14 protein-coding genes are annotated in these 13,474 nt (G+C 52.3%); 7 read left to right on the forward strand and 7 right to left on the reverse strand.

Going from position 1 to position 13,474, the window contains the following annotated elements:
* Positions 1-123 precede the first annotated feature (123 nt).
* The 4 genes from E3E32_RS02735 to E3E32_RS02750 form a co-directional block, all read right to left on the reverse strand.
* Positions 124-1,365 carry a sugar phosphate nucleotidyltransferase gene (locus tag E3E32_RS02735; protein ID WP_167730060.1) on the reverse strand — a complete coding sequence of 414 codons (1,242 nt, stop codon included), beginning with the start codon at positions 1,363-1,365 and terminating at the stop codon, positions 124-126.
* 87 nt (positions 1,366-1,452) lie between these two features.
* Positions 1,453-1,707: a DNA-binding protein gene (locus E3E32_RS02740; protein ID WP_167730061.1), complete on the reverse strand. Its 255-nt coding sequence runs from the start codon at positions 1,705-1,707 to the stop codon at positions 1,453-1,455.
* Positions 1,708-1,717: 10 nt separating this feature from the next.
* Complete coding sequence (feoB, locus tag E3E32_RS02745; protein ID WP_167730062.1) at positions 1,718-3,694, reverse strand: ferrous iron transport protein B; 1,977 nt, start codon at positions 3,692-3,694, stop codon at positions 1,718-1,720.
* An 11-nt stretch (positions 3,695-3,705) separates the two neighbouring features.
* Complete coding sequence (locus E3E32_RS02750; protein ID WP_370456348.1) at positions 3,706-3,939, reverse strand: ferrous iron transport protein A; 234 nt, start codon at positions 3,937-3,939, stop codon at positions 3,706-3,708.
* A gap of 216 nt (positions 3,940-4,155) precedes the next feature.
* Here E3E32_RS02750 and E3E32_RS02755 point away from each other — a divergent pair, with 216 nt between their 5' ends.
* Genes E3E32_RS02755 through E3E32_RS02765 form a run of 3 tightly spaced genes read left to right on the forward strand, consistent with a single transcriptional unit; the run spans position 4,156 to position 6,381 of the window.
* Positions 4,156-4,554 carry a DUF4870 domain-containing protein gene (locus tag E3E32_RS02755; protein ID WP_167730063.1) on the forward strand — a complete coding sequence of 133 codons (399 nt, stop codon included), beginning with the start codon at positions 4,156-4,158 and terminating at the stop codon, positions 4,552-4,554.
* 37 nt (positions 4,555-4,591) lie between these two features.
* Complete coding sequence (locus tag E3E32_RS02760; RefSeq protein WP_167730064.1) at positions 4,592-5,386, forward strand: 7-cyano-7-deazaguanine synthase; 795 nt, start codon at positions 4,592-4,594, stop codon at positions 5,384-5,386.
* A complete protein-coding gene (locus E3E32_RS02765) occupies positions 5,383-6,381 on the forward strand; it encodes an AIR synthase family protein (protein WP_167730065.1) in 999 nt (332 codons plus the stop codon). The genes E3E32_RS02760 and E3E32_RS02765 overlap by 4 nt, the downstream gene beginning before the upstream one ends.
* Positions 6,382-6,384: 3 nt before the next feature.
* Here E3E32_RS02765 and E3E32_RS02770 read toward each other — a convergent pair whose 3' ends face one another.
* The gene (locus E3E32_RS02770) at positions 6,385-7,458 is read right to left on the reverse strand and encodes an mRNA surveillance protein pelota (protein WP_167730066.1); all 1,074 of its coding nucleotides are present in this window, start codon (positions 7,456-7,458) and stop codon (positions 6,385-6,387) included.
* A gap of 64 nt (positions 7,459-7,522) precedes the next feature.
* Positions 7,523-8,569, reverse strand: coding sequence for a Xaa-Pro dipeptidase PepQ (gene pepQ / locus E3E32_RS02775; RefSeq protein WP_167730925.1), 1,047 nt, complete (start codon positions 8,567-8,569; stop codon positions 7,523-7,525).
* Positions 8,570-8,656: 87 nt separating this feature from the next.
* Between pepQ and E3E32_RS02780 the strand changes: the two genes are divergently transcribed.
* From E3E32_RS02780 to E3E32_RS02795, 4 genes are all read left to right on the forward strand, one after another.
* Complete coding sequence (locus E3E32_RS02780; protein ID WP_167730067.1) at positions 8,657-9,313, forward strand: HAD family hydrolase; 657 nt, start codon at positions 8,657-8,659, stop codon at positions 9,311-9,313.
* Positions 9,314-9,361: 48 nt separating this feature from the next.
* Positions 9,362-9,628, forward strand: coding sequence for a 50S ribosomal protein L35ae (locus tag E3E32_RS02785; protein WP_012571608.1), 267 nt, complete (start codon positions 9,362-9,364; stop codon positions 9,626-9,628).
* 32 nt (positions 9,629-9,660) lie between these two features.
* Complete coding sequence (locus E3E32_RS02790; RefSeq protein ID WP_167730068.1) at positions 9,661-10,794, forward strand: tRNA (guanine(10)-N(2))-dimethyltransferase; 1,134 nt, start codon at positions 9,661-9,663, stop codon at positions 10,792-10,794.
* An 84-nt stretch (positions 10,795-10,878) separates the two neighbouring features.
* Entirely contained in the window at positions 10,879-11,973 is a 1,095-nt protein-coding gene (locus E3E32_RS02795) for a VIT1/CCC1 transporter family protein (RefSeq protein WP_167730069.1), read from the forward strand.
* 30 nt (positions 11,974-12,003) lie between these two features.
* Here E3E32_RS02795 and E3E32_RS02800 read toward each other — a convergent pair whose 3' ends face one another.
* Positions 12,004-13,374 carry an MATE family efflux transporter gene (locus E3E32_RS02800; RefSeq protein WP_167730070.1) on the reverse strand — a complete coding sequence of 457 codons (1,371 nt, stop codon included), beginning with the start codon at positions 13,372-13,374 and terminating at the stop codon, positions 12,004-12,006.
* Positions 13,375-13,474: the final 100 nt, after the last annotated feature.

Below are 13,474 nucleotides of genomic sequence, written 5' to 3' on the forward strand. Positions count from 1 at the left end.
TCATCAAAGTTTTTGACATTTTTCTTCAGGCATCGCCCTTCAGGGCGGGGAGGAGGTCAGTTTTGATTTCCTTCTTTCACGAGCCTTTAAAGCTTGTCCTAAAGGTTCAAAAAGAGGAAAGGCTCAGAAGAGCCACTGGTTCTCGATACACTCGTCACAGGGCGGCTTTTCTCCTGCTATGGCCTTGAATTTGGTGTAGATGCACTCGGGCAGTCCAAGCGGACAGCGCTCCGGCGTAACGCCGGGTCTGACCTTGGTTGGATCAAGCTTTATCTTGATGTAGGCTTCGTACTCCTCGACCTTCTTCCACGGGAGTACCTTCGCACCGTAGATGACAAGGTTGTCGTATATCTTGGCATAGTCGCCGACGACGGCGTTCTCTTTGAGGAGGACATTCCTGCCAATAACGACGCCTTCTCCAAGTATGGAGTCCTTTATCTCCGCCCTTTCCTTGACTATGTCGCTTCCTATCAGGATGGCCCTCTTGAGATATGCCTTGTCCTCGATTATGCTGTTCGGACCGATATACGTGTAGGCCTTTATCTTGACGCCGTGGCCTATCTTGACCCCTTCGTCGATGTAGACAGGTCCCTGAATCTCAACGTCCTCCGGAACCTCTGCACCTTCTTTGATGGTGTAGTAGCCATTCTGCTTAGTTATCTCGTCCATCGCTATTTGGTGGGCGTAGAAAAGATCGTCTGGCGTTCCGAGGTCGATCCAGTAGTGCCCGCGTGGTATCTGGTGGGCATAAACCTCTCCCTGGGCGACAAACTTCGGGAGAACCTCCTTCTCAAAGTAGACCTCCTTGTTCTTTGGAATGGTATCAAGAACCTTTTTGTTCACCATGTATATTCCGGCATCGACAAGGTTAGTCTTTGGCCTCTTGGGCTTCTCTTCGAAGTGAACAACCTTGCCTTCTTCATCGACCTCAACGACACCGTACTTCTCGGGATCATAGACCTTGGTGACGGCAACAGTGATGAGGCTACCGTTCTTTCTGTGAGCCTCTATAAGCTCTTTGAAGTCAAAGTTCGTGAAGACATCACCGTAGATAACGAGGAAGTCCTCGCTCACGTAGTCCTCAACGTTCTTGAGCGCACCACCGGTTTCAAGCGGCATGGGATCGTTAACGAAGCGGATGTCTTTGGGGTAATCGCTCATCTTCTCGTCGATGAACTCTCTTATCTCCCCCTTCATATAGTGAACCGAAAGAACAACTTCGTCGATTTCGGATATCTTCTCAAGGCTCTCCAGAAGGTACTGAAGGTTCGGCTTGCCAAGAACTGGAACCATCGGCTTTGGTCTGGTCGATGAAAGTGGCCTTAACCTAGTTCCAAAACCACCAGCAAGAATAACGGCTTTCATAGTATCACCATTTAACACTCCTGCTGGAAACTTATATATTTTACGGCCATTAAATATGTCCCACAATGAACGAAAAGGAGAAGGGGTTCATTTCTGTCCACTGAGATTTAATTCCGGAACGATGTATATCTGCCCCTTAAAGCGGAAACAGGAGCCGGGGCAGACACTTTTGAGAGGGCATGTTTCACAGGTCGAGCTTCCGAGTTCTACCCGTTCAATGTAGCCCAGACTTTCCAGGATCTTCAGCGCCCCCTCGACTTCTTCCCGCGGGAGCGAGAGCCTCTCGGCTATCTCATCGAGGCTTTTCCCTTCCTTGATCAGCTCAAGGATTTGCTCAAGCATCTTTTTCACCTCAAAGACCCAGAGCCGTGCCGATTTGCCAGACTATTATTCCTACTATGGAAGCCAGCGCTATCATGTAAAAGACCGTAAATGCCGCCCACTTCCAGTTGCTCTCAGCCCTTATCGCACCGATTGTGGCGATACACGGGACGTAGAGGGTCGTAACAAGGGCCAGCACATACGCCTGAAGGGGTGTCATGACGCTCGCTATCACCTCCTCGTTTCCGTAGATTATACCGTAAGTCGAGATGACGTTCTCCTTGGCGATTATACCGAAGAGCAGGCTTACCGCAGCCTTCCAGTCAAGTCCCATGAGCTTCATGTAGGGCTCGAAAGAGGTGCCGAGCCTCTCAGCGTAGCTCTGGCCGGTGCCTATCTCGACGGGATGGCTGCTGAGGTACCATATTGCTACCGATCCCAGGAGTATTATCGTTCCTGCCTTCTTGACGAACTCCTTGCTCCTCTCCCAGGAGTGGAGCAGTACCGTCTTCCATGAGGGCACAAGGTATTCTGGCAGCTCGATGATGAAGGGGCTTTCTTCCCCTTTGATTATGAACCTGCTGATGACCCATGCCATGAGGAGCGCGAGGAGTATGGCAGTGGCGTAAATGCTGACCGCCACGAGGGCCCGCCTCTCGATAAAGAAGGCCCCTGCGAGGAAGCTTATGACGCTCAGCCTCGCGCTGCACGGGATTAATGGGTTTACAAGCATCGTAACGAGTCTGTCTCTCTCCTCGTCAAGGGTTCTGGTGGCCATCACCGCGGGAACGTTGCAGCCGAAGGCGAGGACCAGGGGTATGAAGCTCTTTCCGGGGAGGCCGAACTTGCGCATTATCCTCTCCATCACGACGGCAGCCCTGGCCATGTAGCCGACGTCCTCGAGCAGGGACATGACAAGGAACAGGAGGAACACCAGCGGGAAGAAACTCAGAACTGAGCCGACTCCGGCAATGATTCCATCAACAACCAAACCGCGGAGGATCTCGTTAGCTATTTGGGGGGCTAGCCACTCTCCAAAGCCCGAGAAAGCCTCATCGAGCAGTTCCTGAAGGGGCATTCCAAAGGTGAAGACGAACTTAAAGACAAGGTAGAACACTCCAAAGAGTGCCAGGAGGCCGTAAACTGGATGCGTCAGAATCCGGTCGAGTTGGTCGCTGAAGGTCTCTCCTTGCTCATGGGAATACCTCACGAACCTGTGCATGAGTCCATCTATGAACTCATACTTCTGGCTGGCTATTATGAGGTCCATCGCGCGCTTGTACCGCTCTTCGACTTCCCCTATGTGAGTCATTATCTCGTCGAGCTTCTCCTTTCCAAGGTGCCTGAGGATGAGCTTTATTACTCCGTCGTCCCTCTGGAGGAGCTTTATGGCGAGCCATCGGAGGCTGTACTTTTCTGCCAGGGGAGTGTTTCTGAGGGCCGCGGTTATGTGTTCGATTTCCCTTTCGACTTCTGGGTCATAGGTCGGGATGATGGGGTGAGCCTTCAGCTTGCCGTTCGCCATCTGATATATCCTTTCCTTGAGCTCCTCAAGACCGATGCCCTCCTTCGCGTTGAGTGGAACGATAGGAACGCCAAGGACTTCCTCCATCCTCTTAACGTTTATTTCGATGCCCCTTTTCTCAGCGAGGTCTGTCTTATTGAGCGCTATGACCACGTTGTCAAGGCTCATCTCGAGTATCTCCATCGTGAGAAAGAGGTTTCTCATTAGGGCTGTCGCATCCACGACGTTCACAACAACATCCGCGCTTCCCTTGAGGAGAAAATCTCTCGCCACGAGCTCGTCAACAGAATGAGCGGTAAGAGAATAAGTTCCCGGGAGGTCCACCACGAGGAACTTCTGCCCCCTGTACTCCAGGATTCCTTCCTTCTTTTCAACGGTAACTCCCGGCCAGTTGCCGACGTGCTGGCGCATGCCGGTCAAGGCGTTGAAAATAGTGGTCTTCCCAACGTTAGGATTTCCGGTCAGAGCAATGACCTTCATCATGAAGAACCACCTCAGAGCTTTCTGACCATGACTTTGGCGGCTAATCCGCTACCGATGGCAAACCTTACTCCTCCAACGGAGATAATTATTGGGCCCATTGAGTGAGATTCGATGATTTGAACCGTGGCTCCAGGTGTAAGCCCCATAGAAACCAGTCTCTGTCTTGCATAGGACCCGGCCACTATGTTAACCACGATTCCCCCTTCTCCGGGTCTCAGGGTGTTTAAGGGTACAATCATGAGCATCACCGTTAGGTTATCCTAATTCTATTTTGGGTATGTAGATAGCCTTAAAAAGCTTTGGTGGGCCTAACAAAGCCCAATGGTTCGAAATCAGAAAACTGTTGGTTTAGATGTAGACTTACGTAAGATTTCTCCTTTGGAACCTATGTTAAAACTTTGGAAAGATATTTAAGGGATTGAAGAGAATACAATTAATTGAATTTCGGAGGTGTGTTGTTTATGGAGGAGATTCCACCCGAAGAACCCAAAAAGAAGACTTCTCTGGGCATGGAGGAGAACGTTGAGGCTTTGCTGGCGTATGTGCTCGGATGGCTCACTGGCATAATCTTTCTGGTGCTAGAGAAGGAAAGTGATTTCGTCCGTTTCCATGCTATGCAGTCAACGATTACGTTCATAGGTCTCACCATTATTTGGGTAGTTCTGTGGATACTAGGTGCAATTCTGAGTATCATTGCTGGACCACTAGGACTTCTCTTCACACTACTGGGTACGTTGGTGTGGTTGGCGTGGCTTGTCTTTTTGATACTTGGAATACTTAAGGCTTACCAGGGCGAGTACTACAAGTTCCCGATCTTTGGCAACCTCGCCGAGAAGTGGGTCGGCAAGGTCAATGTCTGAGGCTTAGATTTTTAAGCCTCCTTCAGTATTTCTCCCCATGATTGAGAGTGTCGTTAATGAAATACGGGAGTTCTCTAAACGAAGCGGGCTTTATGAGAAACGGATTCTCGTCCTATTCTCCGGAGGAAAGGACAGCAGCCTAGCCCTCTACCTGCTCAATAAAGCAGGTCTCAACGTTTCAGCCCTCACATTCTTCCACCGCTGGAGCTGGAGGGAAACGCTCAACTGGGCCATGAAATTTACGAGAAAGCTCGGCGTTGAACACTACCTCGTGGACGTAACTGACGGTCTTCTCCGTGAGGCAGCTGGCAGAAAGGGTCCCATATGTATCAACTGCAAGAAAGTGATGCTTTGGAACGCCAAGTGGTTTGCCATCAACAACGGCTTTGATGTTTTGGCCAAAGGTGACAACGCCAACGACAAGATAATTGGCGCCCTGCTCGACCAGTGCAGGACGGATATACGGCTCTGCGACCTCCCGAGAATTGGCATCCCATTTTTCAGGCCATTGATTAAGTACACCGCCGAGGAAGTTGAAGCTCTTGCGGAAGAAGCCAGAATAAGGCCATATCGCATGTATGAACACGCCCGCAGAAGGCAGTGGCGCGAGGGCTGTCCGTTGCAGTATATAGATCGTGAGGAAATTGTAACTCCCAAGCTCATGGATTTGGCTTACAGAGTAAACTACGAGATAAGCAGGCTAGCAAGGAAGAAAAAGGTCCGCATGAGCGTCCGCGTTCCGAGCTTCGAAATTATGTGCTGGAACTGTGATGAGGAAACCCTAAGGGAGGCCCAGGAGATAATCGCGGAGTTCCGGAGGGTCGAGGAGTGAGACTTCCACTCGGAAAGCTCAGGAATGACGTTTTGAGGGAGGCCGTCTTTCCAAACCTTGGAATTGAAGATGTTCGGGTCATTTACGGGCCAAAGGAGGGGTTCGACTCGGCTGTCCTCGAATACGACCACGAACACTACTTAATCGTCGCCACAGACCCGGCACTGGGCGTGCCTGAAGAAACCTTCGGATTCTTCACCTACCATTTTGCAGCGAGTGATGTTGCCGTTTTTGGTGCAAGACCAAGATGGCTGATAGTTGATCTGCTCTTTCCCCCTGGGACCAAGAGAAGTTTCCTGGAGAACGTCATGAGAAGCCTAAACACCGAGTGCCGCAAGTATGGAAGCTCCATAATTGGTGGCCACACTGGGGCTTACCCAACTATAGCAGAGCCCACTTCAACGACCACCGCGATGGGTCTGGTGAGAAAAGACGAACTAAAGCTCCCGCTGGCGGAGCCGGGCGATAAAATAATCGTTACCGCCAAGATCGGCCTTGAGTTTGCCGTTTCTGCCGCGTATTTTCGGGAGGAGGAGCTAAGGAAGTTTCTAACATTCAAGGAGATCGAGAGGCTTAAGAGGCTTTTCACATTTGAGACTGCCCTTCCTGACGCCCTGATTGCGAGGCCGTTCGTCAGGGGCATGCACGATGCCACCGAAGGCGGCCTAACAGCGCTCCACGAGATAGCTGAGAATTCGGGGGTTGGGTTCAGGGTCTATGCGGATAGACTCTACCTCGACCCTCTGGTAAGGAAGGTGCTTGAGTTCTACGGCCTTGAACCGTGGAGCATTTCCTCGACGGGCACGCTGATAGCCATAACACCGCCTGAGAAAGCTGATGCTTTAATTGAAGAATTACATAAAAATGGAATTATGGCATTCGAGCTCGGAGAGTTCACCGAGGAAAAAGAACGGGTTCTTGTGAAAGGAGGGAAAGAAAAGACCTTCCCGACTTTTGAAAGGGACCCCTACACAGAGCTGTATGGAAAGGGATAAAGCTCATTTCACTCTAAACCTCAGCAGAGCCGCCAGGCCTCCGAGGGCTTTCAGCTTCTCCCCTCCTTCATGCTCTGAGCTGACGATGACGACCTCACCGCGAGAGTATCTAACGGTGTCCATGAGCCCCTCGATCTTCTCTCTCATCTCACCCTTGAGCAGTTCGTCGAGAACCAAAAGCGTCTCCACTGCGCCGTAGTTCACCGCTTCCTCGACTTCCCTGAGGCCGTAGGCAACTAGGCCGTTGTTCTTCGCTATGTTCTCGAGCACCTTCTCGACGAGCTGGACTTCTTTCGCAACGCGATTCTCGTGGTAGACCCTATCGACGGTTCCACGTTTGATAACCTCGTAGATGCCCGTTCTGCCGGTCACGCTCGTGTCCTCGATGACGACCTTCTTGGCCAGCTCTGGATAGTTCTCCCGGAGGAACTTGTAGAAGTCTTCCTTGACGAAACCAGGGCCGGCAACTATGGTCTTCTCGACCTTCTCACGGTTCATTATCTCCTCCATGGTCTTTGCCACATCGTGGAAGAACCTCTTCTCCTCGGCTTCCCTGTCCGTGTTGTAACGCTTTCCGCCGAGGTTGTGCCTTATGCTCGTGAGTATTTCCACGCCATATTCCCTCACCAGCGCCATGTCGGCCTCGCCATCATCGATAACGACTATCATGATCCTGGCGCGCTTGGAGGCGCTGACCGCTTCCCTCAAGCGCTCGATGTGATGCTCCTTCCAGCGGGGCTTCTGGATTGTGACTACCGTTCCCTCCTCGATGGCTATGGTGTGGTACTTCCCGAGGGGAACGTCCTCCCTGCTCGCGTAGACTATCGGCCCGGTAACGCGTACCTGGTTAGCGAACTTGTGGAAGTTTATCTTCTCCGCCCTGACTCCAAGGAAGACTGGGATAACCTCGACCTTCTCCGCTCTCAGGGAGTCGCTCCTCTGGCTCTGCTTTCTGAGAGTTTTGGCGTAAACGACGTCTCCCTCGTCGATGATGTGATAGAGGTGCCAGAGGTCATCGAGAGTCTCTGCTTTGACCTTCACCTTGCCCTCCTTGGGATCCTCGTGGATTATCTGCACCTTCTCACCCCCTGAGAAAATAGGTATCGGGCTTTAAAAAGTTGTGAGAGAAATGGGGAAGGAGTCAGATGAGTTCCCTCTCAGTCTTGGTAAGCCTCTTTGCGCCGTTCTCGGTTATGAGAACGGTGTCCTCTATGCGAACTCCGCCGAACTTGGGAATGTATATACCGGGCTCGATGGTTATTACCATGCCCGGCTTGAGCTCTGTGTCGTCATGCTGGCTCACACGAGGCCACTCGTGGATTTCAAGGCCTACGCCGTGGCCGGTGGAGTGGATGAAGTTGTCGCCGTAGCCGTACTCGGCTATGACGTTCCTGACAATGGTGTCAAGCTCTTTGGCCGTTATTCCAGGCCTTGCTGCCTCCACACCCTTCTTCTGGGCCTCGAGGACTATTTCGTATATCTCCATCTGCTTCTCGTTCGGGGAGCCAACAACAATGGTTCTGGTCATATCGGAATGGTAGTGTCTGTAAAGGGCACCCTCGTCGATAACGACCAGCTCGCCGCGCTCTATCCTTTTGTCACTGGCAACGCCGTGGGGCAGAGCAGAGCGCCAGCCGCTGGCTATTATCGTGTCGAAGGCTGGCTTTTCCGCGCCGTTCATCTTCATGACGTACTCCATCTCCGCGGCTATTTCCCTTTCACGCTTGCCCGCACTTATCTCTTCCAGCGCCGCCATCATGGCCATATCGGCTATCTTGCAGGCAGCTTCGATGACCTCTATCTCTTCCTTTGTCTTAATGATTCTGAGCTCCTTGATGACCTCATCGAGAACGTCGAAGTCCTCAACACCGGCCTTTTCCCTGAGGGCCTGAACCATTGAAAAGCTCGTTCTGCCTTCAATGCCGAGCTTTCTTAGTTTGAAGCTTTTCAGCCTCTCGTACAGCTCCTTTCCAGCCTTGAACTTTTCAACGGGGACCTTTGAAGTCTCCTTCGCCTCCTCATACTCGAGCTCGGGAACGAGAAACACGCTCTCGTCTGGGGTAACAACGAGATAGCCACCAAGGACGGGTGAGCTTCCGGTGAAGTAGAAGAGGTTCTCCCTTCTCGTTATTAGAGCGGCGTCAAGACCCTTCTCTGAGATGTACTCCTGGAGTCTCTCGATTCTCATCACAACCACCAGACGTGATGATGGGCTTCATTAATAAAATCCTTTCGGGAAGAAAGCGTTATAACTCCGCAGGTGATACCCTCAATCATGGTAGTCTACCTCTTTGACTTTGATGGGACGCTCGTTGACAGCACGGGTGCCGTTGAGAAGGCCCTCACGATAGCCATAGAGAAAACCATTCCCGCCGTGATAGAGAGCGACCTCTATGACGAGTACTACAAGGCACTTTTCCTTTTCATCAAGGGCAAGCTGACCTACCAGTACCTCGGCGTCATCCACGAGCTGGTGGCCCAAGGAACGATACACGAGTACTACAAGCTGATGCCGAAGTACATTAAGGACTTCCCCTTCGCGAAGGAGGTAATCAGAACGCTGAGAAAGCGCGGAAGGCGCGTTATAAGCTTCTCTGGCGAGCACACTTATCCAGGCGGAAAGGTCATCTTCATGAAGAAGACGAACTGGTACGACGAGTTCGATGAGGTTATAACATTTAAGGGCACGAAGGACATGCTCCAGAAGTTCGAGACCCTCAGGGCGCTCTATCCCGATGAGCCATTCGTGTGGGTTGATGACAGCCCGGGAAGGTTCACCTACATCCTCGATGATAACACACTCCTCGTCCAGAAGGCCTCTCCCTACAAGAGCGACGTGGCTCTGCTCTTCGAGAGGCAGAACTTCCTCAAAATCAAGGACATTAGGGAGATCCTTGATATAGATGATGGGCTCGCCGGGTTTGAGGGATAAAGCTTAAAAGTTCCCTCCAGTGAACCCCCTTCGGTGGAGGTGAGGGCGATGCCACGTGGAAAGGCCATCGTCCTTGCCTACGCCGGTACCCATGAACACCAGGACAACCACCACATGATTCTCAAGCCGCTCGGCGTTGACGGAAGGGAGCAGGCTGCCAGGCTCATCGGCAGGAAGGTCGTCTGGAGGACGCCGACCGGAAAGAAGATGGTCGGAAAGATTCTCAAACCTCACGGCAACCGCGGTGAGGTCAAGGCCTACTTCAAGCCAGGCCTTCCCGGGCAGGCCCTCGGCGACTACGTCGAAATCCTTTAAACCCCCCAACCTTTTCTTTCTCTGGTGAGATTATGGAGCTAAAGGAAGTGAGGGAAGGTCTCGCGAGGATTCTGGTTCCAAAGGCCGAGAGAATTTACGATGCGCCGGTCTTCTACAATCCCCTTATGGCTCTGAACAGAGACATAAGCGTTCTTGCTCTGAAGGTTCTCGGCTCCAGGCGCGTTCTTGATGCGCTCTCTGCGACAGGGATAAGAGGTATCCGCTACGCCCTCGAAACCCCTGCTGGGGAGATATGGCTCAACGACATAAATCCCAATGCGTTCAGACTTATAGTCGATAACGTGAAGCTGAACTTCTCCGGAGAGCTCAAAATCGAAGGGAAGATGGCCATTCTCGAGGGGGAAAAAACGTTGGTTGTAACCAACGCCGACGCTAACAGACTGATGAACGAGCAGTTTAGATACTTCGACTTCGTTGACTTGGACCCATTCGGCTCGCCGATGGAGTTCCTTGATTCGGCCCTTAGAGCCGTAAAAAGGCGCGGCGTTTTGGCTATCACTGCGACCGACACTGGAGTCCTCTGCGGAGCCTACAGGAACGCTTGCCTGCGCAAATACCTTGCAGAGCCCATAAGGGGCGAGCTCTGCCATGAGGCAGGCCTTAGGATCCTCATTGGGACCCTCGTCAGGTACGCTGCCAAATACGACCTCGGCGTTGAGGTTCTTCTGGCCTACTACCGTGACCACTACTTCAGGGCCTTCCTCCAGCTGAGGAACGGAGCAAAGACAGCAGATAAAAGCATGAAACAGCTTGGCTACCTTTACCAAGACGAGAGCGGAAAGTTCGAGTTTGAAAACGCCTTCCTCCCATCGAAAGCCACCGCCCATGGGCCGCTGTGGCTTGGCCCGCTGAAGAACCAGGAGTTCGTCGAGGAGCTTCATAGGCTGAGTGCTGAACATCCACTCGGAAGTAAAAAAACACAGAAATTCTTGGAACTCCTAAAAGACGAGCTTGACGTCCCGTTTTTCTACGACACCCACGCGGTAGCGAGGAGGCACGGGCTTGAGGTTAGGAAGCTCGCTGGAGTCATCGAGATACTCTACGAGAAGGGCTACAAGGCAACGAGGACGCACTTCTCGCCAACGGCCCTTAAAACGGACGCACCATTTGAAGAGGTGCTTGAGGCGCTGAGGGAACTCCAGTGATTTCATATTGAAGAACGATCGGAATTCCTCAACCTTCCGATAGGCATTTTAACCTTTCTTCGGATTTCTTACGGAGGTGGGCAAATGGACGAGATGCTTAAACTCGCGAAGGAGTTCTACAAGGACGAGTATGCAGACTCGGTTCTCTACGCCCAGCTGGCAAAGATAGAGAAGGACGACGAAATAAGGAAGGAGTTTCTCAGGCTCTCGAACATAGAATCAAAGCACGCTAAGTTCTGGTATGACTTCATAATACAGCACGGCGGAGAAGTCCCAAAGCCAAGCATTAAGAGGCCCACCATCTGGAGCGTCAAGCTGCTCCGGAAGATACTCGGTCCTGGCTCGGTCGCTTCCCTCCTTGAGATGGGCGAGAACAGTGCAATTCAGAAGTACTTCAGGTACCTCACGACTTACGCTGACCGCTTTACTCCCGAAGAGATGGAGCAAATAAAAGAGGTCATTCTCGACGAGCTGGAGCACGAGAAGTTCTTCTATGAGAGCAAGCAGCGCTTCCACGTCGAGAACACGCGCGACTTAGTTCTTGGCATGAACGATGGTCTCGTTGAGATCCTTGGTGCTGTAACAGGTCTCTCCGCGGTCTACCCCAACAATCCCCAGCTCGTCGGAATAAGTGGTCTCATCGTCGGCGTTGCTGGGGCGCTCTCGATGGCGATAGGAACCTTTGTCTCGGTCCGTTCCCAGAGGCAGATTAAGGAGGCAATTCGGGATAGGATGGAGGTTCTCTTCCGGGTTTCTCCTGAGAAGGCCATGGAAGAGCTCATTGAGAAACTCACCGAAGGCGGCATGCCCGAGGAAGTTGCCAAAGAAGTTGCCAAGGAACTCGCTAACAACAGCGAGGCCATCATGAAGCTTCTCATTCCAGAGGCAGAGGAAAACGAGATAAGGGCGGCGCTCTACACTGGGATCTCCTATCTGTTAGGCGTTGCATTCCCGGTCACGCCGTACTTCCTCGCTTCAAGCTCCCTAACGGCTCTGCCGTTCTCAATACTCCTGGCCGGTTCTGCCCTGGCGATAGTGGCAACCCTCATATCGCTCCTATCAGGAATCTCGATAAGGAAGAAGGTCGCCGAGATGGTTGCAACGGGTCTCGGTGCAGCGTTCCTGAGCTACCTCTTCGGAAGGCTGATGGAGGCAGTGTTCCACGTTTCGGCACTTTAAACTCCCTTCTCTTTGGATTTTCTCAGGCAATCACACCTTCACGTACTTCCACTTTCCGCGTTTGAATACCAACCAGAAGAGTGCCGCTGTTGTGAAGGTCTCAAGGCTCATGGCTATCCACGCCGCTATAACGCCGAGGCCTTCAAAGTGGAACGAACCTATTGTGAAGCCAAAACCGAGCAGATAGGCTGGGACTATCCTGAAGAGCAGCTTGCTCACCGCGGTTATGTACATAGGACTCCTAGTGTCGCCCGCTCCCCTCAGGGCACCTCCGAGGACGAAGAGCCAGCCAAGGGGTATCTCGCTTATACCGACGATTATTAGATATATTGCCGCGAGGCGGAGGACTTCCTCGTAGTTCGGGTCGCTCGTGCTTATGAAGGGCATAACCAGATAGCGCGGGAAGACTATGAGGATTACAGCCATCGTCGTCATGAAGAGGCTGACCATCTTAATTGCCTCGTAGACGGTCTTTTCAGCTTTATCCAGTTTTCCTTCACCGAGACTCTGGCCAACTAAAGCGGCCGTGGCCACGTTGAAGCCAAAGGCCGGCATGTAGGCTATGCTCTCCACCCTAAGGCCGACCTGGTGTGCGGCCAAAGCGATGGTTCCAAAGCGCGTCACTATGCTCATGTAGAGGAAGTTGTAGAAGCTGAATAGGCCGCGCTCCACCATCGTGGGGATGCCTATGCGGAGGATTCTCCTTGCCATGTCTACATGGAACGACCAGCTCGGCCTGAACCGGAGCACCAGCTTTCCGCTCCAGAGGAGGTAGAGCCCGATGAGGAAAGACGTCGTTATGCCAATTCCGGAAGCCCACGCCGCTCCGACCGGACCGAGCTTTGGAAAGCCGAACTCTCCGAAGATGAGCAGGTAATCGAGGACCGCGTTGACAATGTTCATGAGTATTCCGAGCTTCATAGGCGTTTTTGTGTCGCCAGCGCCCCTCAGAGCCGAAAATGCCGTGAATCCCGCGAACCTTATGGGGTAGAAGGCAAAGAGCACCTTTATGTACTCGTAGCCGAGCTCAACGACATTATCGCTCGCGCCCATTATCCTGAGTATGTCATCGCCGAAGAACCAGCCGAAGAGCATCACGGGAATTCCAAGGAGAAAAGACAGGTAAATGCTCTGCTCCAGAGCTAAAGTCGCGTTCTCTGCGTCCCTTGCCCCAACGAAACGCGCTACAAGGGCAAGAGTTCCTGTCGCAACAGCTGCCATAATCGGCATCATGAACCAGCTGACCTGCCCACCGAGGCCAACTGCGGCCAGGGCAAGCGCCCCGAGCTGGCCGACCATCATCATGTCAACTAAGTTGAGGAGGGTCTGGGATATGTTGCCCATGATGGCCGGCCAGGCAAGCTTCCATAGCCTTCGCTGATCCTCATTGAGGTGCAGCATTAAGACGTCCCTCTAAACGATAAAACCAATATAGGAACTTAAAAGGGTTGTGGTTTATGGTTGTGATTCGTCATAAGCGCCGAGAAGAGACCAAACTAAA

Origin of the sequence: Thermococcus sp. GR6 (assembly GCF_012027415.1) — an archaeon.
Taxonomy (GTDB): domain Archaea; phylum Methanobacteriota_B; class Thermococci; order Thermococcales; family Thermococcaceae; genus Thermococcus; species Thermococcus onnurineus.